The following is a 25,670-nucleotide window of genomic DNA, read 5'->3' as shown; positions in this document are numbered from 1 at the left end:
TTGGGAAGATTTTTTAACAGCAGATTCTTTGAGGGAATCACAAAAGCCACGGATGTTTTACTCATTGGCTTCTATTTTATTATTTGTTCATTGCCAGTATTTACAATTGGCGCTAGCACTACAGCACTATACTATGCTATTCACAAATGCACTTTTAAAGGAAAGGGTTACACAACAGACTTTTTCCGTTCATTCAAATCTAATTTCAAGCAGTCAACATTATCATGGCTGATATTTATCGTATTATTTATAGTTTTAGGCGGTGATATTTATATCACAAGAAATATGCTCCAGCCTGACAATCCACTTGCAGCATCATCCATGTTTTTCACGGTTTTACTTGCATTTATGGTGGTATGGTCAATCTACCACTTCGCTTATATTGCCCGCTTTGAAAATGGATTCAAAGCATCTTTCAAGGTGTCTGCAATAATTATGATTGCTAATCTTGGATGGACATTATTAATTATGGCAATTGTTATTGCGGCAATTGTACTTGTCTATCTTTTCTTATTCTTATATGTATTTATGCCAGGAATAATGGCATGTATACTTCATCCAATTCTTGAAAAAGTATTCCGCAAGTATATGACTCCAGAGGACTTGGCGGCCGAGGAAGAAGACCTCAGCGAAATTTAAAAGCTTGACATAAAAACGTGTTTGTGATACAAGTGTATTAGGACACGTAATACAGCACAGGGGAGGTATTAGATGATCCAATTAAATTATAGAGATTCTAAGCCTATATATGAGCAAATTAAAGATGGTTTACGACGTCTGGTGGTGTCCGGTGCAGTTCGCACCGATGAAAAGCTGCCTAGTGTGAGGGAGCTGGCTACCAGTCTGTCTATCAATCCCAATACCATCCAAAAAGCTTATAGGGAACTAGAGCAGGAAGGTTACATTTACACAATTGCCGGCAAGGGAAGCTATGCTGCACAGCGAGCTGATGTTGCCACAGGGAGGAATGAAGAACTTATGAAAGAATTCGATGAAATTGTGAAAGAACTTCTGTATCTATGCGAGGATAAGAACATCCTCATCCAAAGAATTGAAGAACTTGCGAAGGGAGGTGGCCAGAGTGATTCAAGTAAATAATGTCACCAAGAAGTTTGGCGATTTTACAGCACTTGATGGATTGGACATGCATGTAGAGCGTGGAGCAATCTATGGTCTTGTTGGACCTAATGGTGCAGGTAAGTCGACAATCATCCGCCACCTTTGCGGAGTTTATAAACAGGACGCTGGCGATATTTTAATCGAGGGCCAGCCAGTATTTGAGAATGAATTGCTCAAGCAGAAAATGGCAATTATTCCAGACGACATTTTCTTCTTTTTACAGGCAAACACAAAGGATATGATGAAATTCTATAAGAATATGTATCCAAAGTTTGATGAGAAACTTTTCTTCAAAATTGCGGAGTGTTTTCCTGAAATTAATATGAAGAAAATGGTACGTAGTCTTTCAAAGGGAATGCAGAAACAGGTGGCTTTTATGTTGGCAATTGCCAGCCGCCCAGAGGTTATGATTTTGGATGAGCCAGTTGATGGTCTTGATCCAGTTATGCGTCGTCAGGTGTGGAGCCTCATCATGTCTGATGTGGCAGAGACAGGAGTTACAGTTCTTGTCAGCTCCCACAACCTACGTGAGCTTGAGGATGTCTGTGACCATGTAGGTATTATGAACCATGGTAAGCTTCTCATTGAGCGTTCACTTGACGAGCTGCAGACATCTATTACTAAGATTCAGATAGCTTTTGAAGGTGAGATGCCTGAAATGCCTGAAGAGATTCAGGTTCTTAAAAAGATTTCAAATGGTAGAGTTCATACTCTTATTGTTAAGGGAGAGCCTAGAGCTGCAGAGCAGAGAATTGCAGCCCTCAATCCACTTTTGATGGATGTGCTTCCACTTACACTCGAAGAGATCTTTATTTATGAGTTGGGAGGTGAGGATTATGCAGTCAAAGACATCATTTTTTAACAAGGGACTGTATAAGAAAAATATTAGCAGAACCTGGATTGCAGGTTTGCTGTATTTTATTATACTTCTGTTACTCATGCCTGTTTCTTATATCATCAGCATTGCAGATTGGGACAACACCTATTTTTCAGATGTAGGAATTACAAAGGGAATGTGCCTGTTCATGCATATGTCTGATATGCCAACAGCGGGATTGGCAGTATGTATAGCGATAGTTCTTTCGGCTATCACTTTCTGGTATTTATTTTACAAGCGCGACACTTATATGATGCATGCTTTCCCAATTAGCAGAAAGAGTGCATATTTTACTGGAATAGCATCTATTCTTACAGTTGCCATTATTCCAGTTGTAGCTGTGTCTATAATAATGTCAATAATCGCACTTACAGTAGACACTATAGCAATGGGCGGCATTTGGTATTGGGCGCTTATTGTGATTGTTTCCACAGTATTGTTCTTATCAATAGCAATGTTTGCGCTTATGGTTTCAGGCCAGCTTATCACAGGTATAGCATTCTACTTTATTTTTGTAATGCTTTACTTTTTAATGGAGCTAGCATTCAGAATTACTTCCGCTATGCTTTTATTTGGAATGGGCGCTAGCTTGCAGAGTCAAAATGTGAGAATTTTTAGTCCACTTCAGTATATTCCTGGAAATTGCAAAGTGGATTATATAGCATGTTACACTGGAAATGGATACTTGAAATCATTGATAATGAAGTTGGAAGGTGCAGAGTACCTAGCTATTTATTTCGTGGCAGCATTAATTTTGCTTACCGTTTCATTTCTCCTTTATAAATATAAAAAGCTCGAAACTGTTCACGATTTTATTGCGGTACCTTTTATGAAGCCTGTATTTACCATTGGAATGGCATTTTTCATTTCAATGGTTGCAGGTGCCTTCGTTAGCGGCATGTACGACGCTACAGGCAACCATACATATTCCAGCAAATTTGCAGTTGCAATCGTATCTTCGCTAATTATTGGAGTACTTATTTTCTTTGCAACACAGATGATGATTGAAAAGACAATCAGAGTATTTAATGCGAAAAAGGCAATATATTGCGCAGGATATTCAGTTGTAGCACTTGCAGTATTATTATGCTTGAGATTTGATGCATTTAAGGTAGAGAACAAGGTGCCAAATGCATCAGACGTAGCATGGGTTGGTATTGAGGCCAACTATACAATGGTATTTACTAGTGAGGATGAGATTAATACAGCTATTTCTCTTCACAAGAACTTCTTGACAGACAAGAAGGAGCTTAGAGATGTAAATGTCAAATACGAACATGTTAACGGCAGTTACTTTACTATAAAGTACAAGCTTAAAAATGGAGATTCAATTATACGTCAGTACCAAGTTGTGGACACTGAGTCTCCAGACGTAAGCCCAGAATACGTGGCAGCTACACAGCCTATTTTAGATTTCCTTAACAATCCTACTATTATTAAGGAGCATGTAATAGGAAATATCTGGGATGATTGTAGTGTCACCGATATGTATTTTAGTACAGTGACTTATGATGATAATCGTAATGAGTTCAACTACTATACAGAGTACTTCATGAGTCTCAGTGAATATGAGAAGATGAAGAAATTTGAAAAGGTTTATCAGGCACTTCTCAAGGATATTGATGAAGGAAAAGTATTTCAAACAACATTTGCAGGATACACTTCTGAAAGAGAAGACCAGTCGCTATACAACGATTTTGGCTTTAATGTAGTTAATGAAGAAGTACCATATTTCTCCGATGTAGATACATATTATGATGAACAATACGATCCTAGAAACACATATGAAGGTGAAGGAGATATGCATGAGCAGTCTATTTATTGTTCATTGAATACGGAATGTAAACACACACTTAAGGCATTAAAAGATGCAGAATTCTATTATACTGATGATCAGGTGATTACCTGGGAGAAATATAACAAGATGATGGGTTATGAGTATGAAGAAGACCCAGAGACTTATGAGTAGAAGTGCACAAAAATAATTTAATAATTTTGTAAAAAAGTTTTCCAAAAGCTATAAAGTTTTTTCAGCCGCGTTCCGATAAATGAAATGTAAAGAAAAATGTAACTAGAAAATACGGACATAACTGACTGAACATAAAGGGAGGAAAGGAGTGTTGAGATATGCGTATTGAGGCTTACAATCAGGTAGCGCAGCTCTATCAGACATCAAACAACAAAAATGTCACACAGTCTGCTAAGACTAATAGTATGGGCCGCGATGAAGTTCAGATTTCATCAGCAGGTAAGGATTACCATACAGCAAAGGCAGCTGTTGCTGAGGCAGCAGACATCAGAGAAGACCTTGTTGCGGACATTAAGGCTCGTATCAAGGCTGGTACTTATGACGTAAGTCCTGATGATTTTGCAGAGAAATTATTGTCTCAGGTAGGCTCTATTTAGGAATTAACCATACACAATCGCGGTAAGTCTGCGGTTTTGTGAATGGTGCCAATAGAGCATTATTTTAAGCGAGGTATGATGCGTGGCTAGTTTAATGGAAGAATTGCTCTTAACTATGGATGGTGAAACGGAGCAGTATGAAAAGTTAATCAGTCTTAATGATGAGAAGAAGGATTCAATCATCTATAAGAAACTTGACGTACTGGAGGCTATTACCGTTCAGGAGCAGGCCATTGCAGACGCCTTATTGGAACTGGAAAAAAAGCGCCAGGGATTGATGCAGAGTATTGCAGCAGTCATGGGGCATGAAAACGACCAAATTACAGTTTCATGGATGATCGATAATTTGGCTGGACAACCTGTAGAACAGAAAAAGCTTATTACAGCTAGAGGAAAACTTAGGGAAGCGGCAGACAATGCCCAGATATTGAACTTCCAGACACAGAACTTGCTTAGGCAGGCTATTGAAATGGTGGAATTTGATATTACCCTCCTGAAGAGTGTCAAGCAGGCACCTCAGACTTCTAACTATGGTAAGAATGCAGAGACTACAGGAGATTTGTTAGGTAATAGAGGATTTGATGCTAAGCAGTAGGAAACGGATGTCCTTGAAGTATTAGCAGAGTTTCTTTGCGGAGACTCATTTACTTTGGAGGATTGACGTATGGCTAATAGTTTTGGAAGCTTATATGTTGGGGCATCAGGCCTACAGTCTGCATCACATGGATTAAATACAACAGCAAACAACCTTACAAACGTTAATACCGAAGGGTATGTACGTCAGCAGGTTGTTTACGAAGATAGAGATTATAGAAAAATAGGTAACGCTTCGGTCAGCACACAGTATGCTGGCCTTGGTGTGCAAGTAGGAACAATCGTCCATACTCGCGATATCTTTTTAGATAAGGCATATCGTACAGAGAGTGGGCGATATTCTTTTTATCAAGCTAGCTCAGAGGCAGTGCAGGAAGTTTACACTCATCTGCAGGAGTCTGACGGCGTACAATTCGAGAAAGCCATCGAGGATTTCGAGGGCGCTTTTGAAGAGTTTGCCAAGGACCCATCAGATACTGTAAATCAGAACCTGGTATTGCAGAAGGCTAGCCTTTTTTTGGCCCGCGCACAGGCGGTACAGGACGGATTTGAAGATTACCAGACTATTATCAATTCCAAAATCACAGAAAAGCTCGAGCGAATCAATGAGATTGGAAAAGAATTAGTTGATTACAATAAAAGAATTCAAGCCATCGAGGCAGCACATGTGGAGAAAGCCATGGATTTAAGAGATAAGAGAGACCTTCTCTTAGATGAGCTGGCTGGACTTGTTCGCATGAGTTACAGCGAGGACCCTTCAGGTGTTGTAAAGGTTGAAATCGAAGGCGTTGAATTTGTAGATGAAATCAATTGCCACTATGTAGGTATATATGCAAATAAGAGAACAGGATATGTGACTCCATACTGGCCACAGCTTTCTGATCTCAAACATGAAAATGAAGAGGATAATTATTACTATCCAATTTTTGATACAACAAATGTAAGTGCTGAGAAGAACTCAGATATTGGAGAAATCAAAGCGCTTATCATGGCAAGAGGAACTGGCTGGAGTAACTACCTTGATTATTTTGATGAAAATGGTCAGTACCTTACACCGGAAGCATACGAATCAGGAATAGCAAACTCAATCATGATGAACTCAGAGGCAGAGCTTGATACACTTATTCATCAGCTGGTTACTACAATCAATGATTTGTATAGCCCAATTACAACAACTTCAGCAGCCATTGAAAATGCTAAGACTATTTCATACAAGATTCAGGATGTAAATGGCAATGAAATAACAATTACTGAAGACGCAGACAAATTTAGAATTCTAGACGAGGCAAACTGCTCAGTAGGTACTGACGGCAAGCTTCCACCTAGAGAGTTGTTTGTAAGAAACGGAACTGAAAGATATACAGCAAGAGAGGTTACAATATACGATGAAAATGGTGTAGAAATTGGCAACCAGCTTGTATACGCATACAACGAGGAAGACCCAACAGATACATCAAAATGCTATACATTAAAGTCTCTTAAAATAAATGAAGAGCTTGTTAAGCAGGAATCGTATCTTCCACATCGTGTTTTCTCAGACCAAAGCCAGATAGATCAAAAACTTGGTACAAATTTAAGTTTAATCTGGACAAAACAGCCATTCAACTTGAATCCTAGTGATACAACTCCATGTGGATTCTCAGGATTCTATGTTAAGTGGATTGGAGAAATTGGTAATACAGGTAATGTATATAAAACTACAGCCAAATCTCTTGAGGGCACCAAAGAAGAAATTGAATTTTCTCGTCAGGGTGTTATCGGAGTATCTTCAGATGAAGAACTTACAACAATGATTAAATATCAGTCAGCTTACAATGCAGCTAGCCGATATATAAATGTAGTTAATGAAATGATTGAACACCTAGTGACATCACTTGGACACGTATAAGACTAAAGGCAGGAGGAATAGCCTATGTCATCAACATTTTTTGGATTAACAATAGCAGCATCTGGACTGAATACATCTCAGGCACAGATTAATACAACTGCTAATAATATCTCAAACGTAAACACCACAGGCTATAGCCGTCAGGTTGTAAACACTGTGGCATCATCTGCTTTACGTTGCTATCAGAGCTGGGGTACTACAGGTACTGGTGTAGAGGCAACAGGTGTTACTCAGCGCAGAGATTTATACTACGATGAGAAATACTGGAACAATCAGTCAGCACTTGGTTTCTATGACAAGAAGCAGTACTACATGGCTCAGATTGAAGATTATTTCAATGAAAACAACAATAACGCTGGTTTCACAACTATTTACACTAAGATGTTTAACGCTATGAGTACTCTTCAGGGAAGCCCTGGAGATGATACAGTTAGAAAGCAGTTTATTTCTAATGCTAAGCAGCTTACAGAGTATTTCAATCAGTTGGCAACTAAGCTTGATGATTTACAGAGTTCCATCAATGATGAAATTAAGACAGCAGTTGATGATATCAACGCGATATCGGAAAAAGTAGCTATTTTAACAAAACAGATAAACACAATCGAGCAGGGTGGCGGACGTGCCAATGAGCTCCGTGACCAGCGAGCACTTTTGATAGATAACCTTTCGAAGATGGTCGATGTAAAGGTTCAGGAGACAGAAGTATTAAATAGTAATGACCCTGATATGTACACTGGTGCAACATATTACACTGTATATATCAATGGCCAGATTCTTGTAGATACATATGAACACAACACACTTGCTGTTAAATCTCGAGAGCTAGACCAGAACCACAACCAGACAGATATTGACGGTCTATATGAAATTGTTTGGTCAAAGGATGGAGATAGATTTAATGCTACACCAAGCTCAAGTGGCGGTTCATTAAAGGCCATGTTTGAAGTTCGTGATGGTAACAACAACGAGAATATGCACGCAACAGTTACTGGTGCAACAGCTAATTCCATTACAATCACAAACTTGAGCATTGATGATATCAATGAGCTTAACATGCCTACAAGAGGTTCCCTTGATACAAATAATACTGAGTATACATACGACAGCTTCTCATTTGACACAGATGATGAGGGCAAGGTTAAATCAGTGACATTCTACATCAATCAGACACTTACTGTTGCTGAGCAGAACAATTTATATGGCCAGGCTCTTCAGGTAGGTGACGATGTGGATTACATGGGTATTCCATATTATCAGAATCAGATGAACCTGTTCCTTAGAAACTTCTGTGAGAGATTTAACCATATTGAAATTGGACCAGAGGATGATTACACAGTGGACCCACCAATTCTTAGCCCAGACAGAGGTTATGATTTAAATGGTGATCCAATGAACGCTTTCTTCATTTCCAGAGATAAAATTGACCTTACAGTAGAGCATCAGATGAGAGAAGGCACAATAAACGCCACAATGTACAGTGGCAAGGATTCAAGCGATGATACAAAAAAATATGAGTCATATTATCTTATGACTGCAAAAAATGTTGGAATCGCTATGAAGATAGACAAGGATTCTTCAAAGATTGCTACAACAACACGTGAAAACTACAATTCAGGTGTTGATGCAGCTGATTTAGTAGTAAAGCTTCAGGCTCTTCAGAGCAAGACAAAGTTATTTAGAGGTGGCGGAGGAAATGCATTCCTTCAGTGTATCTATTCAGATGTAACTGTTGATACTCAGGAGTGTAAGATTTTCCAAACCAACTTTACAAACATCGAAAAGACTATAGGCAACCAGCGTACATCAATTTCTGGAGTTGATGAAGATGAAGAGGCTTTAGACTTAATGAAATTCCAGAATGCCTACAATTTGGCGTCTAAATGTATTTCTACATTTGCCGAAATATATGATAGGTTGATACTTAATACGGGTGTTTAAAAGGTGATTTTGGATGTGTGTGTCTTCCCGCTATCCGGGTAGATGGTATTCAACCTAGGTCTTATAAAAGAAAGAGGTACTATTATGAGAGTTACAAACAAAATGATAATGAACAACGCAGCTTCAAATATCAACTCTACAAAAGAGATTGTAAATCAGCGTAATACTCAGATGACAACTCAGAAAAAGATTGATAAGCCATCAGATGATCCTGTAATTGCAGTTCGTTCACTCAGATTGTCTACAACTCTTTCACAGGTAACACAGTACTATCAGAAGAATATTCCTGATGCATCTAGCTGGATTGAGGTTACTGAGACTTCACTTCTAAACATCAGAGACTTGATTACAGATTGCAAGACTCTTGCTGATAAGGGTGCCAATGGTTCTTTGAATCAGGAAGATAGAAATACAATTATCACTCAGCTTGAATCTCTTCAGAAGGCTGTTTTCAAAGAGGGAAATGCTGACTATGCTAACCGTACAGTTTTCACTGGTTATAGAACTAACAGTGACTTAGTATTCACGAAAAATGAGACAGATACTGAGTACCAGATTACACAGACTCTTTCTATCGAAAAGAACATGGAAGAGCATAGATACTACAACGGAATCACTAAGGTCCCTACTACAAAGACAGAGGTTGCAGCAGTTACTAATATCAATGATATGGCGCAGACAAACTATTACCGAGTACGTCTCAACTATGATGATGTGCTTTCTCGAGATAATTTTGTAGTAACAGATGCAGCTGGTAATGAAATAACAGTGGATATTACAGATTTTGCGAATGAGACAGAGTGGGCTGATTACGAGGTGGCAGATGGAGCGAATCCAGGAGAATTTCTTAAGAAGCAGGGCGAGAAGACTGTACCTGATGATTCCATCTATTTCATTAGAGAGACTGGCGATATCATTTTAGGAAAAAATATTGCAGCTCAGCTCAAGGCAGCAGATGCAAAAATTGACATTACATATACTAAAAAAGGATTTGCTGAAGGAGAACTTCGTCCAGAGTATTACTACAACTGTACAAAGACAGCAGATCCACTTGATGTAAATGTTCCAGTAGAATACAAGAAATTTACACCAGATGGAGAAACTATCCACTATGATATTCAGTATACTGTTGCAGCAGGACAGACAATAAATATCAATACAGAGGCATCAGATGTATTTAACAGTGATGTTTTACGTGATATTACAGAGATGCTTGATGCGGTCAAGAATGCACGAAATGCTCATAACAAGCTTGATGAAATCAAAAAAATGAAGGACGAATCACAGTATGCAAATGAAGATGACCAAGCATACTTAAAGCAGTGGGAGGACGCTCTCAAAAAAGAGGCAGATTACTTTGATGACAATTTGAAAAAACTTTTCTCAACAGAAATAGGCAAAACTGCTAAGTATTGTGATAAAATAAGTTTAAGTATTACTGATTTGGGTTGTAAGAAAGATTCTTTGGATTTAACTAAGATTCGTGTTGGCGATCAGAGACAAACAGTTCAGGGTCTTCAGTCTACCAATGATGACGTTGATCTTTCTCAGATTATTATCGATTACACAGCAGCTTACACAGCATATCAGGCATCGCTTACAGCAGCTGGAAAGCTGGGCGATTCTACACTACTAAATTATCTTTAATTCGCAGGAGGAGAAGGGACGATGCGCGTAAAAACTAGATTGTTTGGCGAAATTGAAATTGTTGAAGACAAAATTATCAATCTCGTTCATGGACTAATAGGTTTTCCAGACATGAAGAGATACACCCTTATTTTTGATGAGGAGAAGAAAAACAAGGGCAACATCATGTGGCTTCAATCCCTTGATGAGACAGATTTTGCAATGCCAGTAATGCTTCCACATCTTGTGAAGCCAGACTATGCACCACAGCTTAATGAGGATTCACTTGAGCAGTTAGGAGATCTTACACCAGAGAATACTTATGTATTAGTTACTGTTAGAGTTCCTAAGAACCCTAAGGAAGCCTCTATTAATCTTAAGGCTCCTATTATTATCAATGCCGACACTAACGTAGGTGACCAGATAATAATCGAGGGCTCAGAACCAGTCCGTTATTTGATTCATGATGCAATACACGGAAAGGATGGTGAGTAGCGATGTTGGCATTAACACGAAAAACAGGCGATGCGATTATGATCAACAACAACATCGAGATTACAGTCCTTGAGGTTCGCGGTGATCAGGTCAAAATTGGTATTTCAGCACCAAAAGAAGTATCTATCTACAGAAAAGAAGTTTACTTAGAGATTCAGAAGGAAAACGAGGCAGCAACAGAAGCTGCTCAGGCAATCAGCTTAGACGATATCGAAGCTCTCAAGAATCTCTTATAAAATCAATATTTTTAAAAGATAATGGCGGTCAGTTAACTGGCCGCCTTTTATGCTATAATTTTACATAAGTGAGAACAAATGTTTGACATATTTGTAGGCTGTGATATAATTTCATCATACGATTGTGTGCAATTAATTTTTGGTGAACAATATGGATTTTAAATTACATTCAGAATATAAACCTACTGGTGATCAGCCTCAGGCTATCGAGGATTTAGTCCGGGGATTTAAGGAAGGCAATCAGATGCAGACACTGCTTGGTGTTACAGGTTCTGGTAAGACATTTACCATGGCCAATGTAATAGAGCAGCTTAACAAGCCTACTCTTATTATCGCTCACAATAAGACCCTTGCAGGTCAGCTTTATAGCGAGTTTAAGGAGTTTTTCCCGGAAAATGCAGTAGAGTATTTTGTTTCCTACTATGATTATTATCAGCCGGAGGCGTATGTGCCTAGCACTGATACATACATTGCCAAGGATTCATCCATCAATGATGAGATAGATAAGCTGCGCTTGTCGGCGACTGCATCACTTTCTGAGCGACGAGATGTTATTATCGTTTCATCTGTTTCTTGCATCTATGGTATCGGTGAGCCAGATGATTTCCAGAACATGATGGTGAGTCTTCGCCCAGGAGATTTAAAGGATAGAGATGATGTTATTCACGAGCTGATTAATATCCAGTACATGCGCAATGATATGGATTTTGACCGCGGTACTTTTAGAGTTCGTGGTGATGTGCTTGAGGTTATCCCTGCAATTACCAAGGACTACGCCATCCGTATTGAGTTTTTCGGAGACGAAATTGATAGGATTTGCGAGACAGATATTATGACAGGTCAGGTCAGAAGAGAGCTTGAGCATGTGGCTATTTTCCCTGCCAGTCACTATGTCATTCCACAGGACAAAATCAATGCAGCCTGCGCCAGCATAGAGGCGGAGCTGGAGGAGAGAGTCAAGTTCTTCAAGTCAGAGGACAAACTAATCGAGGCTCAGCGAATTGCAGAGCGCACTAATTTCGATATAGAGATGCTTAGAGAAACAGGATTTTGCTCGGGTATCGAGAATTATAGTAGACATATGACTAGCCAGCAGCCTGGTGAGCCACCGAAATGTCTTATTGATTATTTTGGTGATGATTTCTTGATTATTGTGGATGAGAGTCATATCACCTTGCCACAGGTACGAGGCATGTTTGCAGGTGACCAGGCTAGAAAGCGCACATTGGTGGAGTATGGCTTTAGATTGCCATCGGCACTGGATAACAGACCACTTAATTTCGGAGAATTTGAGTCCAAGTTAGATCAGATTATGTTTGTATCTGCTACACCTGGCGACTATGAAGAAGAGCATGAGATGCTTCGTACAGAGCAGGTTATCAGACCTACTGGACTTCTTGATCCGGAGGTTGAGGTGCGACCAGTTGAGGGACAGATTGATGACCTTTACAAGGAGATTCAAAAAGAAACAGCCGGCGGTCACAAGGTAATGATTACCACATTGACCAAGCGTATGGCAGAGGATTTGACGGATTATCTTGCTGAGCTTGGTGTCCGTGTTAAATACATGCATTCAGATATTGATACTATGGAGAGAGCAGAGATTATCAGGGATTTGAGACTTGATGTGTTTGATGTTCTAGTAGGTATCAACTTGCTTCGAGAGGGTCTTGATATTCCAGAGATTACACTTGTTGCAATCTTGGATGCTGACAAAGAGGGATTCTTACGTAGTGAGAGGTCATTGATTCAGACTATTGGTCGTGCAGCTCGTAACAGCGAGGGTCACGTAATCATGTATGCCGACACCATGACAGAGTCCATGGAAAAGGCCATCAGTGAGACTGAGCGTCGTCGCCAGATTCAGATGGCATACAACGAGGCTCACGGCATCACGCCTACCACCATTCAGAAGTCAGTCAGAGAGCTTATTTCCATTGGCAAGGCCATCGCTAAAAAGGAACTTCAGTTTAAGAAGGACCCTGAGGAGATGGATAGCAAGGAGCTTGAGAAGCTTATAGCTGACATCCAAAAGAAGATGAAAAAGGCTGCTGCCGAGCTCAACTTCGAGGCTGCTGCTGAGTATAGAGACAAGATGGTAGAGCTTAAACAGATGATGCAGCAGATGTCAGAAGAGTAATTTATTTACAAATTCCATATGATTGTTTGACTTGTAAAACAAGTTTTTTGAGGATATAGAAATGAAAGAAAAGAAATACATTAAAATCAAGGGGGCCAACGAGCACAACCTTAAAAATATTAGCCTAGACATTCCCCGTGATGAGTTTGTAGTACTGACCGGATTGTCTGGTTCAGGCAAATCATCACTTGCATTCGATACTATTTTTGCAGAGGGACAGAGACGATATATGGAGTCTCTATCTTCATATGCCCGTCAGTTCTTGGGTCAGATGGAAAAGCCAAACGTAGAGCATATGGAGGGTATGCCTCCAGCTATTTCAATCGACCAGAAGAGCACCAATCACAATCCACGTTCTACTGTTGGCACAGTTACAGAGATTTACGATTATATGAGACTTCTCTATGCTAGATGCGGTGTCCCTCATTGCCCTAATTGTGGCAAGCCTATCAGCAAGCAGACAGTAGACCAGATGGTAGATGCTATAATGGCTCTCCCTGAGCGCACCAAAATTCAGCTTCTTGCTCCAGTAGTTAGAGGCCGCAAGGGTACTCATGAAAAGCTTTTTGAAAAAGCTAAAAAGTCTGGTTATGTCCGCGTAAATGTTGATGGCAATGTATATGACCTTTCTGAGGAGATTAAGCTAGATAAAAATATCAAACACAACATCGAGATTGTGGTTGATAGACTTGTGATAAAAGAAGGAATTGAAAAGCGTCTTACAGATTCAATCGAGTCAGTTCTAAAGCTTGCTGAGGGACTTATGATTGTTGATGTTATCGATGGAGAGCCTATCAGATTTTCTGAGGGATTCTCATGTCCTGATTGTGGCATTAGTATTGATGAGGTGGAGCCACGTAGTTTCTCCTTTAACAATCCATTTGGTGCCTGCCCAGAGTGTTTTGGTCTTGGTTATAAGATGGAATTTGACGAGGATCTTATGATTCCTGACAAGAGCCTTTCATTTAATCAGGGCTGCGTGCAGGTTATGGGCTGGCAGTCAGCCAACAAGTCTACAAGCTTTGCCCATGCTCTTTTAGAGGCATTGGCTAAGGAATACAAGTTTTCACTTGATACACCATACAAGGACCTTCCTGAGAATATCAGACACATGTTCATTCATGGTTTTGACCGTTCAGTGGATGTTGAATATGAGGGTCAGCGAGGTAGAGGTGTATATCCTACAGTGTTTGAGGGCCTCATTGAAAATGTTAATCGTCGTTATAAGGAGACATTTTCAGAGAACCAAAAGCGTGAGTATGAGGAGTTCATGTTCTACAGTGAGTGTCCTTGCTGCCACGGTCAGCGACTAAAAAAGGAATCACTAGCTGTTACTATAGCCAATAAGAATATTTTCGAGATGACTCAGTATCCAGTCCATGAGCTCTATGATTTGATTGATAAGCTAGAGCTTACAGAGCAGCAGAAAAAGATTGGTGCTGTGGTACTCAAAGAGATTAGAAATAGACTTAAATTCATGGTGGATGTAGGACTTGATTACCTTACACTGGCTCGTGCTACAGCCACTCTTTCAGGTGGTGAGGCTCAGCGTATTAGATTGGCTACCCAGATTGGTTCGGGTCTTGTAGGTGTTGCCTATATTTTGGATGAGCCGTCAATTGGTCTTCATCAAAAGGACAATGATAAATTACTGGCATCACTTAAGGGACTTCGAGATTTAGGTAATACACTTATTGTTGTAGAACACGATGCAGATACAATGCGTGCTGCTGACTATCTTGTGGATATCGGACCTCGTGCAGGCAAGGATGGTGGAGAAGTCATAGCTGCCGGTACTCCTGAGGAGATTATGGCTTGCCCAGATTCTATTACAGGCCAGTATTTAAGTGGCAAGCTTTGCATACCAGTTCCTTCTGAGCGCAGGGAGCCAAAGGGATGGCTCACTATCAAGGGCGCTCGGGAGCACAACCTCAAGAATATCGATGTAGATATTCCACTTGGAATCATGACAGTAGTTACCGGTGTGTCTGGCTCCGGCAAGAGTTCACTTGTCAATGAAATATTGTACAAGGATTTGGCTAAGAGACTTAACAGAGCTAGAAAAATATCCGGAAAGCATGATGATATTTTAGGAACAGAGGCACTTGATAAGGTCATCGACATCGACCAGTCCCCGATTGGACGTACACCTCGTTCTAACCCAGCTACATATACTGGAGTATTTGATTTAATAAGAGATTTATTTGCTGGTACAACTGAGGCCAAGGAGCGCGGCTACAATAAGGGACGCTTCTCATTCAATGTAAAGGGCGGTCGATGTGAGGCTTGCTCTGGTGACGGTATCATTAAAATAGAGATGCATTTCCTTCCAGATGTGTATGTTCCATGCGAGGTCTGTGGAGGCAAGAGATATAATCGAGAGACTCTAGAAGTTCATTACAAGGGTAAGACAATCTACGATGTTCTTGATATGACTGTTGAAGAGGCTGTTGAGTTCTTCAAAAATGTACCAAGCATTGCCAACAAGATTCAGGCACTATACGATGTAGGCTTAGGCTATATCAAGCTTGGTCAGCCAAGCACCACTCTTTCAGGTGGTGAGGCACAGCGTATTAAGCTTGCAACAGAGCTTTCTCGCCGCGCTACTGGCAAGACAATTTACATCCTTGATGAGCCTACAACGGGACTTCATTTCGACGATGTAAACAAGCTTGTTGAAATCATGCGCAAGCTCTCAGACTCTGGCAACACAGTAGTGGTTATCGAGCACAATTTGGATGTAATCAAGTGTGCAGATTATATCATAGACATGGGCCCAGACGGCGGAGACCGAGGTGGCACAGTAATAGCCAAGGGCACACCAGAGGAAATCGTAAAGGTGAAGAAGAGCTACACTGGCCAGTATTTGAAGGAATATTTAAAGTAAACAACTATTATTTTTAGAGGTGGACTACATCCACCTCTATTTTTTATAAAAATAGTAAAAAACAACTTGCAAAAAGAATAGGCATAGGGTAGTATATAACTACTTAAACAAAAAGGGATTAATTGTTATGAAAAGGAGAAAATTATGTTTTGTAATTCATGTGGTACAGAAGTAAGTGAGTTCGCTAGGGTATGTCCTAACTGTGGTGAGCCAACTGTAAAGGTTGAGACAAGAGAGGTGCTTGGCACTAAATGGGCTGATTTTTTGGGATATTTTTATTTTTGGATTGGCTGCCTTTTTGGTTTGATTGGAATAGCAAGGCTAGTGGAATTAAGTGGAAGAAGTGATGATTTACTTGGCGGAAAGGCTAACCTTTCAGGATATATTACTGTGGCGGTTGTTTTAAGTCTTGTGAATATAGCACTTTTGGCTGTTGCAGCGGTGGCTATCATAAATAGAAAGAGAAGTGCTGGCAAGTTAGTTTGTGCAGTTTTTGGCTACGAATTTGTTTCGACCATTATTTTACTAATTTATGGTTCCGCAGTATTGGGCCCTGGTAGTTTTTCTGGAAGTGATGGAGTTCGTATGATATTAGATATAGTGTTAATATTTGTTAATGCATCATACTTCGATAACCGACGTGACATCTTCGTAAACTAAAAATGAAAGCAATTCAAAAGGCACACCTCATAGTGGGTGTGCCTTTTTTATGCAGTAACAAATATAAAATTAATCAGTGATAATCTCGTAAGAATAGTCTCTGAGATTTGCACGAAGCTCGGCGCGGTGACCTTCTTTTTCCCAAGCAAGTTTTAGCATAAATCCATTTGCTTCTGCTGAAAGAGTACTGTCAAAACCAAAAGCTGGGTGTGTGTTTCTCAAACGAAGTAATTCAAGTTGCTTTTTAACTACGTCATTTTTAAGAGCTACTTCAATCATTTCGGAAGAGAGGTTAGTACGATTGATTTCCTTGTGGCCGCCCACACCGGCGTGGGCAACTGCCTCATGGTCATTTCTACCTGCGAATAAATCCAGATACCATACTTGAGGCTTACCTGGCATAAACATCTGAATAGCACGAGCTAAAAGCATTTTGCTGTCATTCTCGCCAAGGGCACTGTAGTATGTTGCATTGACCTGATAGTACATATTTTTCTGTCCGTGGAGATCCTTAACATAACCGCCACGGCCAACAATTGTATCAATAAGCTCCTGGATTTCTTTCTCATCAAGCATTCCCTTTAAATCAAGAAGAGGAATACCGTCATGACAACCGAGCATATTCACTACTCGAATATTTTTCTCGGTAAGTTCCTTAGCCCAATCAACTAAAAGCTTTCCTGATTGCTTCTCGAGAGTATAGATGAGAAGACCAGGAAGGAAGAAATCGTAGGTCATATAGCCCTTAGAAGCGATGGTTTCATAAGTGCCTTCGCCGTAAGTGGCGTGAATTTCTGGTAAAAGAGAAAGTCCATATTCGTTGGCAATATCCTTTACGCGCTCTAACACATCCCATGTGTCAGGCTCGTTTAAGAAATTCTTTTTACCTGGCTCCTTAGGTGCGTATGCAAATGCATCCAATCTTACGATTTTTGCACCATAATCGGCAAGAGTCTTAAGTGTGTTTCTATAGTGCTCCCATACGAGATCAGATTTGATGTTTAAATCCATCTGTCCAAGGTAGCGTCTGCTTGCTTCTAGATAATTAACAACGTCTTCTTTGTATTCTTCATAACCAGCGAAATCAATTTCAGAAGGGGTCTTGCCTTCATCCAGTGAAGCGCAAATGCGCTCTGCTAGATTAGTAGCTGCAAGATATTGCATTCCTGCGGCCTCTATTAAGTCGGCTGCATCAGGTCTCTTGTAGCGGACCTCCTGGTAGAATGTGTTCCAATATGGTACGTCCTTGCCATCTGGCATGCGAACCATAAGAATTGGAAGACCAGGTTTTCTGAAAAACATGTCTTTGATATATTTTTCATCAGGTTTAATATAACCTTCTTCAGTCATCTCCCCGCAACCTTCCCAAAACTTGTTCCAGTTGATGAAGAAGTCAGCGTATTTGGAATTCTCACCATTTTTTATTAAATCCTGAAACTGTGGTGAGAGAACAGAGGCGTGATTTAAGATAAAATCAAGCTTCAAGTCGATTCCCAAATCAGAAAGGGCCTCAATGGCCTCTTGAGAGCCAAGCTCCTTATTTATGCCGTAATCTATTACAGAAAATCCCCTGTCTAGATCGGTATTGTAAATACTAGGTAAAATATAAAAAGACTGGAATACATCTTTAAACTCAGGTTTCTTAAGAACCTTGATGATGTCCTCAAGTCTGTGGCCCATGCTGTCAGGATAAGCATTTAGCATAGGTCCGTTATCATTGCGTGTAGTACTCATAAAAACTCCTTTGGACTAAGCCATTAATTTGCTAAAAGTTTCAAAATCGATTAATTCCCCACTCTTAGTGATAATGATTTTAGCTTTTGACGCTTGTGATTTAATCTTTTCCTGCTCAATGTTTAAAATAAGCATTGTAAATGGGCTATCTAATTTGCCGTCTCTATTTCTAGAGCGTCTATGCTCGAGCGTTTCCTCTGGGGTAGAGTTTAAAAGGATAGGAATATCCACGTTAGAAAGGTAATCGCTATTGCCGTGGGTCCACTCTAGGATGAGAACCTTGGTGTCGCTCATGTCTACTTCGTCATACCAGAGGCTGGCTTCGTCGCGGCCCATTCTCTTAAGCCACAGCTTGTCAGCTCCATTTAAGAAAGCTGAGAGTATAGAATCTACTTCCTCAAAATCGATTTCCTTAGGTGTTCCAAGATAATTTTCTAAAGCTGAACGTCCACCATCTAAATATGTCTTAAACCAATCGTATTCTGAAATGTGAGCCTCATTGGCATCATCATCTACTTTCTGAAGCTCTTGAAGCTTTGCGATTACAGATGGATTGCTGAGTTTTGAAGCTGCAAGAGCTCGCACGCCGCCCTCACGGAATATATGTAGACGCTCAGCATCGTTGTACATTGGAATACGATGTGGATAATTGTCACCAGACATTGTGTAGCTTTTGATTCCAGCGGATGTAAGCATATAGGAAAGAATAGAAGCTATCTCACTTTTTCCAACGCCAGAACCACCGTGAACACAAACAACTGCACGACCAAAGCTATTAGAAGCGGCAGCCTTCTTAAGCTGCTTAACTAAAGCAGGGAAAATAGTACGTGCCTTAGCAATGTGTGAATCACCAATTTCAATCTTATCTCCTGGCATATCACCATGTGGAATGTCAGAAGGAATATTAAGTCCATCTACAAAAGTAAGAGTTGCGTTAAGCTTCTCTAAAACTGATGTATCTGTTGCAATCTTGTTGAATTTACTGTTCATTTTAACTCCCTCACTACAAAAAAATATGAAAAAACTGCAAAAACCCGCGTAAACTTGACACCTTATGCGCGTAAGTGCTATTATGTTTTCACAATACAATACAATCGATTTTTTGTAAAGGGGTTTTTGTTAAATGATAACTATCAAGGAGATTGCTCAGAGACTCAACATGTCCACAACCACAGTATCTAACGTCATTCACGGCAAGGCTGGAGAAGTTTCTGAGGAGACAAGACGTCGCGTAGAAGAATTACTTAAAGAAGTAGACTATGTGCCTAATATCAATGCCAGGAATTTGGCTCAGAATGAGTCTAAAATCATAGGTCTTGCCCTAAAAGCTCGTGTTGATAAGTACGAGAATCTTATTATGGATCCATTCGTAGCAGAGCTTATTGGCGGTATAGAGGAGACAATTAGAAACGCTGGATACTTCATGATGCTTTACATCTCAAGGGATACGGAGAAAATAATGCGCCATGTTTCAACCTGGAATGTGGATGGTCTTATTTTGTTTGGTATGCTTGATGATGACGGTATACGTGTTAGTACAAAGTATAAAAAGCCTATAGTCTGCCTTGATACATATAGTATGGAGGGGTTAAAGCATTTCACCAACGTAGGCCTTGACGATGAGCAAGGTGCCTACGAAATGGTTAAATACATCATTTCTTGCGGACATCAACGCATTGCATTCCTATCAGATAATACTAAGGGTGTAGACTTAGCCCGTTTAAATGGCTACAAGAGAGCCCTTAAAGAAGCAGGAATTGAATATAGTGAAAAGGACTTCTTAAAAATACGTCCAGCCAGCGCCGAAATAGAGGAAAGTTTGGATGAAATATGCCATAGAGCCCTTGATTATACTGCGATTATGTGTGTTTCTGACTTGTATGCAGTAACACTTATGTCAGCCCTTACAGACCGTGGAATCAGAGTCCCAGAGGGTATTTCTATAGCTGGATTCGATGATAATATGCTGGGAAGTCTCTATAGACCTGCCCTTACTACAGTGCATCAGGATGTAAAACAAAAGGGAGTAGTTGCTGCAGAGACGCTTTTAAAGAAAATTCGAGGGGAAGAAACCGAGGCACAAATAACTTTGCCAACCAGACTTGTCATCCGAGATACTGTCACAAAGCCTAGAAAATCAAGCTTTATGGGCCGTTTTTAATATAATTTAGATTTTAGAAATGGGGGTTGACCGGTCAGAAAAGTTGTGTTATGTTTTACTTATAACAAACTTATGCGCAAAAGTTGACTAAAGAAAACAAGGGAAATTGTGCACTATGCACAATTGTAGAAAGAATTTTTCTACACAATTAACATTTTACATGTTATGGGAGGGATTATCGAAATGAGAAAGAGATTACTTTCAGTACTCATGATAGGCGCTATGGCCAGCAGCCTCGTAGCTTGCGGTCAGCCTAACACAGCAAACAATGGAGGTTCTAACGCACAGGGTGGTGGAGCATCAGCAGATAGCTCAGCAGTTAGACTTCTAAATGGTAAGCCAGAGATTGATGCTCAGCTTCAGGATTTAGCTAAGCTCTACAAGGAGGAGACAGGAAACGAACTCATCGTTGAAACAATCGGTGGCGACACAAGCGCTTCTGACGAGCTTAAGAAGATGTATCAGGCAGGCAATATGCCAGATATCTTTGTAATCGAAGCAAACCAGGCAGCTTCTTGGGATGGCAAGTTAGCAGATCTCAAGGGAGAGACTTGGACAAATAATACTGAGTTTGAACTTGTAGATGACTCAATGGGAACAATCGGATTCCCTTACACAGTAGAGGCTACAGCACTTGGCTACAACGCAGATGTGCTTAAGGCAGCAGGTGTTGATCCTTCAACACTTACAAGCCCAGATGCTTATGCAGAGGCATTTAAGACACTTGATAGCAAGAAGGACGAGCTTGGAATTAAGGCAGTTCTCGGCTGGTGTGCAGAGCCATCAAATCTTGGATGGTCTTCAGGTACACACGTATTTGGTCAGTATCTTGATGCAGGTCTTGCAGCTGATGATACTACATATATTGATTTACTTAACGACGGTGGTCAGGTTGATCACGACAGAATGCTTGCATTCGCAGAGTTCGTTGGCATGATGAATCAGTACTCAGATCCAGATCTTCTTATCGATGGTACTTATGATGAGCAGGTAGCTGGCTTCAAGGCTGGTGAATATGCATTCATCACACAGGGTAACTGGTGTGTAACATCTCCTGATGATGTTGATTTTGAATGTGGATTTGCTCCATACGCATTTGAGGATGGCATTGATACAATCATCGCTGGTCCACCAAGCTATTGGGTAGCTTATGCAGATGGTAACGTTGAAGGCGCTAAGGCATTCTTTAACTGGTGCGCAGGTGACTCTGCTCAGAACATTCTTGTAAATGATGCAGGTCTTGTTTCTCCATTTAGTGATTGCCAGTACGAAGCTGTTAACCCATTCTACGCTAGCATGAAGTCATACATCGACGCTGGTAAGTTCAGTGGATGGCATACAATGCTCAAGAAGGATGGTCTTCAGAATCAGACATGTCAGGTATTTGCTGATTATGCTCAGGGCAAGCTTGACGCAGAGGGCTTTACATCAACAATCGAGCAGGTAATCAAGGATTACTATGCAAACTAATTAAGTGATAGCTTTGGGGCAGGGCTAAATGCACTGCCCCTTTTTCTTTAAAAGAGCAATGAGATTCAAATCTAATTGTTATAAGAGTTGGGTAGGAGAGAAAGGAGATTAGTTATGGGTGAGTTCTCCGCGAGACGAAAAATCTTTTCCTTTGGATGCATGATTGTGGGAGTTGCCATGATGATTGCGGGATTATATATGGCAATTACACTTACAGACTTCTGGGGTGTTAGAGGTACATTGATAATTGCAGGCTGCGTTGCTTTCTTTGTGGGATTATATTTCTTCCCTACATTCAAGCACCACAGAGGAATCATTAATTTTATGTTTTTATTCCCGCTGTTATTTGCTTTTGCAGTAACAGTTATCATTCCACTTGTACTTGGTATTGGATATTCATTTACAGACTGGGATGGTATTACATTAAATAAATTCGTTAAATTCGATAATTATGCAAGAATGTTCCATGAGCCACAGTTCTTATGGTCAGTATTAATCACATTCTTGTTTGTAATATTAAATATTGTTCTTGTAAATCTTGTGGCATTTTTACTTGCTTTGTTGTGTACTTCAAAGCTAAAGGGTCTGGGATTCTTTAGAGCAGCTTATTTCGTGCCAAACCTTATTGGTGGTATCGTACTTGGTTATATTTGGCAGTTTATTTTCTCAAAAGTAGTAACCGAGATTCTTAATTCACAAGCATCTATGCTTACAGAGACAAAGACAGCTCTTATCGGAATTGTCTTGGTTTATGTATGGCAGTATGCTGGATATATTATGTTGATTTACATTACAGGACTTAATACAGTGCCTGGAGATGTTATTGAGGCTTCATCAATTGACGGCGCAAATTCATTGCAGACTCTTTTCCAAATAAAGATTCCAATGATTGCTCCAACAATTACAATTTGTACATTCCTTACACTTACCAGTGCGTTCAAGCAGTTTGATGTTAACTTATCATTAACAAATGGTACTGGTTCAGTTAACTTCATGGGTAAGTTCTTGTCAAAGGGTACACAGATGTTGGCACTTAATATTTACGACACAGCATTTGTAAATAATGAATATGCATACGGCGAGGCAAAGGCAGTATTCTTCTTTATTATTCTTGCTATTGTTTCAATTTGCCAGGTTCGTATTTCTAATAAGAGGGAGGTGGAATTATAATGAAGGTAAAAGAGAAAACCTCCAAAATCGTTATAAAGATGATTATCGCTATCGTAATTGCGATATATGTTTTGTTCCCATTCTTCCTTGTTGTGATTAATTCATGCAAGCAGACAGCGGACATTACAGCAAATCCTATAGGATTTAATGGCGTATCACTTGCTAACTTATACCAGAATTTATCAGATGTAATAAACAATACCCATTTCCTTTTCTGGTCAGCATTTACATCATCAGCTGTTATTACAATTCTCTCATTAATATTGTTAGCTCTTCTTGGAGCAATGGCTGCATGGGTAATCTGCAGAAATAAAACAAAATGGTCAGTGGTAATTTATTTTACATTTATTGCATCAATGATTATTCCATTCCAGGTAGTAATGCTTCCACTTATCTCTACATTTAGAGATGTTGGAAATTTTGTTGGCATTCCTTTGATTCAGTCAATCCCAGGTATCGTATTTGCGTATCTTGGATTTGGCGGTGCAATGACAGTGTTTATTTTAAATGGATTTATTAAGGGAATTCCTATGGAACTTGAAGAGGCAGCCTCTATTGACGGATGTTCTCCAGAGCAGACATTCTTTATTGTAATTCTTCCATTATTAAAGCCGGTAATCACTACAGTCACAATCCTTAATGGTATGTGGATCTGGAACGATTATTTGCTTCCATCAATTCTTCTTCAGCAAAATGGACCAGTTAAGACTCTTCCAGTTGCTGTTCAGGCGTTTGTTGGTTCATATGTAAAACAGTGGAATTTGATTTTAGGTGCTGCGTTGCTTGCTATTATTCCAATTCTCGTTCTCTTCTTTATTGCTCAGAAGCAAATTATGGAAGGAATGATTGAAGGTGCGGTAAAAGGTTAAAATATTTTTGAGGATTTTTTCAAATCTTCACATAGCCATCACATTGGGATGTTATAAGAGAAATGTACTAGCGAAAGCTAATACCAAATTTTTCATAACTCAGCGACCAAGGCGACTTGGTCGCACTCCCCGACTCTTACGCGTCAGTGCACATGCGCTGGCGCTTTTTTACTTAATAGGAAACTGTTTTGCAACACAAAAGCACCTCTTATATATAAGAGCCTTGAATAATGTGGGATTTTGTATATAATAAGAAAGTAAAAATGCGTATTTCTGTCCATAAGGACAGTAGACTATACTAAAACACAGAAAGGATAAGAAAATGGCAGCATCAGATATCGGTATTGATTTAGGTACAGCGAGTGTTCTTGTTTATGCAAAAGGCAAGGGCGTTGTTTTGAAAGAGCCTTCAGTAGTGGCTTTTGATAGAGATACAAACAAAATTAAAGAAATCGGTGAGGAGGCACGTCTTATGATTGGCCGTACTCCTGGTAATATCGTGGCAGTTCGTCCACTTCGTCAGGGTGTTATCTCTGACTACACAGTTACAGAGAAGATGATCAAGTACTTCGTTCAGAAGGCAATGGGCAAGAAGAGCTATCGTAAGCCTCGTATTGCTGTATGCGTTCCTTCTGGAGCTACAGAGGTAGAGAAGCGTGCAGTTGAGGATGCAGCATTTGCAGCAGGCGCACGTGAGGTTTCTATTATTGAGGAGCCTATCGCAGCAGCTATCGGTGCTGGAATCGATATTTCACTTCCTATGGGTAACATGATTGTAGATATCGGTGGTGGTACAGCAGATATCGCTGTTATCTCACTTGGTAGCTCAGTTGTCAGCACATCTATCAAGGTTGCTGGTGATGACTTTGACGAGGCTATCGTTCGTTACATGAGAAAGAAGCACAACCTTCTTATTGGTGAGCGTACAGCTGAGGACATTAAGATTAAAATTGGTCGTTGTTTCCCACTTGGCGATTCAGAGACTATGGATGTTAGAGGACGTAACCTTGTATCTGGTCTTCCAAAGACTATTACGGTTACATCTGAGGAGACTGAGGAGGCTCTCAAGGAGTCTACAATGCAGATTGTTGAGGCTATCCACTCAGTACTTGAGAAGACTCCACCAGAACTTGCAGCCGACGTAGCAGATAGAGGTATCGTACTTACAGGTGGCGGTGCGCTTCTTCGCGGACTTGAGGAGCTTATTGAGGACCGCACAGGTATCAACACTATGACAGCTGATGAGGCTATGACATGTGTTGCTATTGGTACAGGTCGCTATGTAGAGCTTCTTGCAGGAGATTAATTAGAACTATTTCGTTGAATAACGATACGGACCCCGATTTTTGAAAAAATTATATTAAATAATTATTTTTTCAAAATAGGGGTTATTTTTATAT

At 40.1% G+C, this 25,670-nt stretch carries 21 protein-coding genes; 19 read left to right on the top strand and 2 right to left on the bottom strand.

Annotated features, from left to right (window positions below; translation table 11 throughout):
* From F0Q01_RS08165 to F0Q01_RS08100, 14 genes are all read left to right on the top strand, one after another.
* Positions 1 to 639, top strand: a complete 639-nt coding sequence (locus F0Q01_RS08165) for a YesL family protein (RefSeq protein WP_163927196.1) — start codon at positions 1 to 3, stop codon at positions 637 to 639.
* A gap of 72 nt (positions 640 to 711) precedes the next feature.
* Positions 712 to 1,098 carry a GntR family transcriptional regulator gene (locus F0Q01_RS08160; RefSeq protein WP_090154017.1) on the top strand — a complete coding sequence of 129 codons (387 nt, stop codon included), beginning with the start codon at positions 712 to 714 and terminating at the stop codon, positions 1,096 to 1,098.
* Entirely contained in the window at positions 1,082 to 1,981 is a 900-nt protein-coding gene (locus F0Q01_RS08155) for an ABC transporter ATP-binding protein (protein WP_090154015.1), read from the top strand. The genes F0Q01_RS08160 and F0Q01_RS08155 overlap by 17 nt, the downstream gene beginning before the upstream one ends.
* Positions 1,956 to 3,965 (top strand): hypothetical protein, encoded by a 2,010-nt coding sequence (locus F0Q01_RS08150; protein WP_090488047.1) that lies wholly within the window; start codon positions 1,956 to 1,958, stop codon positions 3,963 to 3,965. Before F0Q01_RS08155 ends, F0Q01_RS08150 begins: the two co-directional genes overlap by 26 nt.
* Positions 3,966 to 4,123: 158 nt before the next feature.
* On the top strand, positions 4,124 to 4,402 hold the full coding sequence (flgM, locus tag F0Q01_RS08145) for a flagellar biosynthesis anti-sigma factor FlgM (RefSeq protein ID WP_090154011.1): 279 nt from the start codon (positions 4,124 to 4,126) through the stop codon (positions 4,400 to 4,402).
* A gap of 82 nt (positions 4,403 to 4,484) precedes the next feature.
* Positions 4,485 to 4,997, top strand: a complete 513-nt coding sequence (locus F0Q01_RS08140) for a flagellar protein FlgN (RefSeq protein ID WP_090154009.1) — start codon at positions 4,485 to 4,487, stop codon at positions 4,995 to 4,997.
* Between the two features lie 69 nt (positions 4,998 to 5,066).
* On the top strand, positions 5,067 to 6,884 hold the full coding sequence (gene flgK, locus F0Q01_RS08135) for a flagellar hook-associated protein FlgK (protein ID WP_090488045.1): 1,818 nt from the start codon (positions 5,067 to 5,069) through the stop codon (positions 6,882 to 6,884).
* A gap of 24 nt (positions 6,885 to 6,908) precedes the next feature.
* On the top strand, positions 6,909 to 8,822 hold the full coding sequence (gene flgK, locus F0Q01_RS08130) for a flagellar hook-associated protein FlgK (RefSeq protein ID WP_090488043.1): 1,914 nt from the start codon (positions 6,909 to 6,911) through the stop codon (positions 8,820 to 8,822).
* Between the two features lie 84 nt (positions 8,823 to 8,906).
* On the top strand, positions 8,907 to 10,469 hold the full coding sequence (gene flgL, locus F0Q01_RS08125; protein WP_163927195.1) for a flagellar hook-associated protein FlgL: 1,563 nt from the start codon (positions 8,907 to 8,909) through the stop codon (positions 10,467 to 10,469).
* A 21-nt stretch (positions 10,470 to 10,490) separates the two neighbouring features.
* A complete protein-coding gene (fliW, locus tag F0Q01_RS08120) occupies positions 10,491 to 10,943 on the top strand; it encodes a flagellar assembly protein FliW (RefSeq protein ID WP_090153999.1) in 453 nt (150 codons plus the stop codon).
* 2 nt (positions 10,944 to 10,945) lie between these two features.
* A complete protein-coding gene (csrA, locus tag F0Q01_RS08115) occupies positions 10,946 to 11,179 on the top strand; it encodes a carbon storage regulator CsrA (protein ID WP_090153997.1) in 234 nt (77 codons plus the stop codon).
* A gap of 151 nt (positions 11,180 to 11,330) precedes the next feature.
* Complete coding sequence (uvrB, locus tag F0Q01_RS08110) at positions 11,331 to 13,319, top strand: excinuclease ABC subunit UvrB (RefSeq protein ID WP_090153994.1); 1,989 nt, start codon at positions 11,331 to 11,333, stop codon at positions 13,317 to 13,319.
* A gap of 61 nt (positions 13,320 to 13,380) precedes the next feature.
* The gene (gene uvrA, locus F0Q01_RS08105; protein WP_090488039.1) at positions 13,381 to 16,206 is read left to right on the top strand and encodes an excinuclease ABC subunit UvrA; all 2,826 of its coding nucleotides are present in this window, start codon (positions 13,381 to 13,383) and stop codon (positions 16,204 to 16,206) included.
* A gap of 144 nt (positions 16,207 to 16,350) precedes the next feature.
* A complete protein-coding gene (locus F0Q01_RS08100) occupies positions 16,351 to 16,866 on the top strand; it encodes a zinc ribbon domain-containing protein (protein ID WP_090488038.1) in 516 nt (171 codons plus the stop codon).
* 69 nt (positions 16,867 to 16,935) lie between these two features.
* Here F0Q01_RS08100 and F0Q01_RS08095 read toward each other — a convergent pair whose 3' ends face one another.
* On the bottom strand, positions 16,936 to 18,600 hold the full coding sequence (locus F0Q01_RS08095) for a glycosidase (RefSeq protein ID WP_090488036.1): 1,665 nt from the start codon (positions 18,598 to 18,600) through the stop codon (positions 16,936 to 16,938).
* 15 nt (positions 18,601 to 18,615) lie between these two features.
* Positions 18,616 to 19,590 carry an adenylylsulfate kinase gene (locus F0Q01_RS08090; RefSeq protein WP_205467964.1) on the bottom strand — a complete coding sequence of 325 codons (975 nt, stop codon included), beginning with the start codon at positions 19,588 to 19,590 and terminating at the stop codon, positions 18,616 to 18,618.
* A 133-nt stretch (positions 19,591 to 19,723) separates the two neighbouring features.
* On the opposite strand from F0Q01_RS08090, the gene F0Q01_RS08085 reads away from it, so the two are divergent.
* The 5 genes from F0Q01_RS08085 to F0Q01_RS08065 all read left to right on the top strand — a co-directional run bounded on the left by F0Q01_RS08085 (position 19,724) and on the right by F0Q01_RS08065 (position 25,576).
* On the top strand, positions 19,724 to 20,761 hold the full coding sequence (locus F0Q01_RS08085) for a LacI family DNA-binding transcriptional regulator (RefSeq protein WP_090488034.1): 1,038 nt from the start codon (positions 19,724 to 19,726) through the stop codon (positions 20,759 to 20,761).
* 183 nt (positions 20,762 to 20,944) lie between these two features.
* Positions 20,945 to 22,231, top strand: coding sequence for an ABC transporter substrate-binding protein (locus F0Q01_RS08080; RefSeq protein ID WP_090488032.1), 1,287 nt, complete (start codon positions 20,945 to 20,947; stop codon positions 22,229 to 22,231).
* Positions 22,232 to 22,345: 114 nt separating this feature from the next.
* A complete protein-coding gene (locus F0Q01_RS08075) occupies positions 22,346 to 23,401 on the top strand; it encodes a carbohydrate ABC transporter permease (RefSeq protein ID WP_090488030.1) in 1,056 nt (351 codons plus the stop codon).
* Positions 23,401 to 24,270, top strand: coding sequence for a carbohydrate ABC transporter permease (locus tag F0Q01_RS08070; protein WP_090488028.1), 870 nt, complete (start codon positions 23,401 to 23,403; stop codon positions 24,268 to 24,270). The genes F0Q01_RS08075 and F0Q01_RS08070 overlap by 1 nt, the downstream gene beginning before the upstream one ends.
* 322 nt (positions 24,271 to 24,592) lie before the next feature.
* Positions 24,593 to 25,576, top strand: a complete 984-nt coding sequence (locus tag F0Q01_RS08065) for a rod shape-determining protein (RefSeq protein WP_090153973.1) — start codon at positions 24,593 to 24,595, stop codon at positions 25,574 to 25,576.
* Positions 25,577 to 25,670: the final 94 nt, after the last annotated feature.

Origin of the sequence: Pseudobutyrivibrio xylanivorans (genome assembly GCF_010906925.1) — a bacterium.
Taxonomy (GTDB): domain Bacteria; phylum Bacillota; class Clostridia; order Lachnospirales; family Lachnospiraceae; genus Pseudobutyrivibrio.
This window is presented reverse-complemented; position numbering and strand designations above follow the sequence as displayed.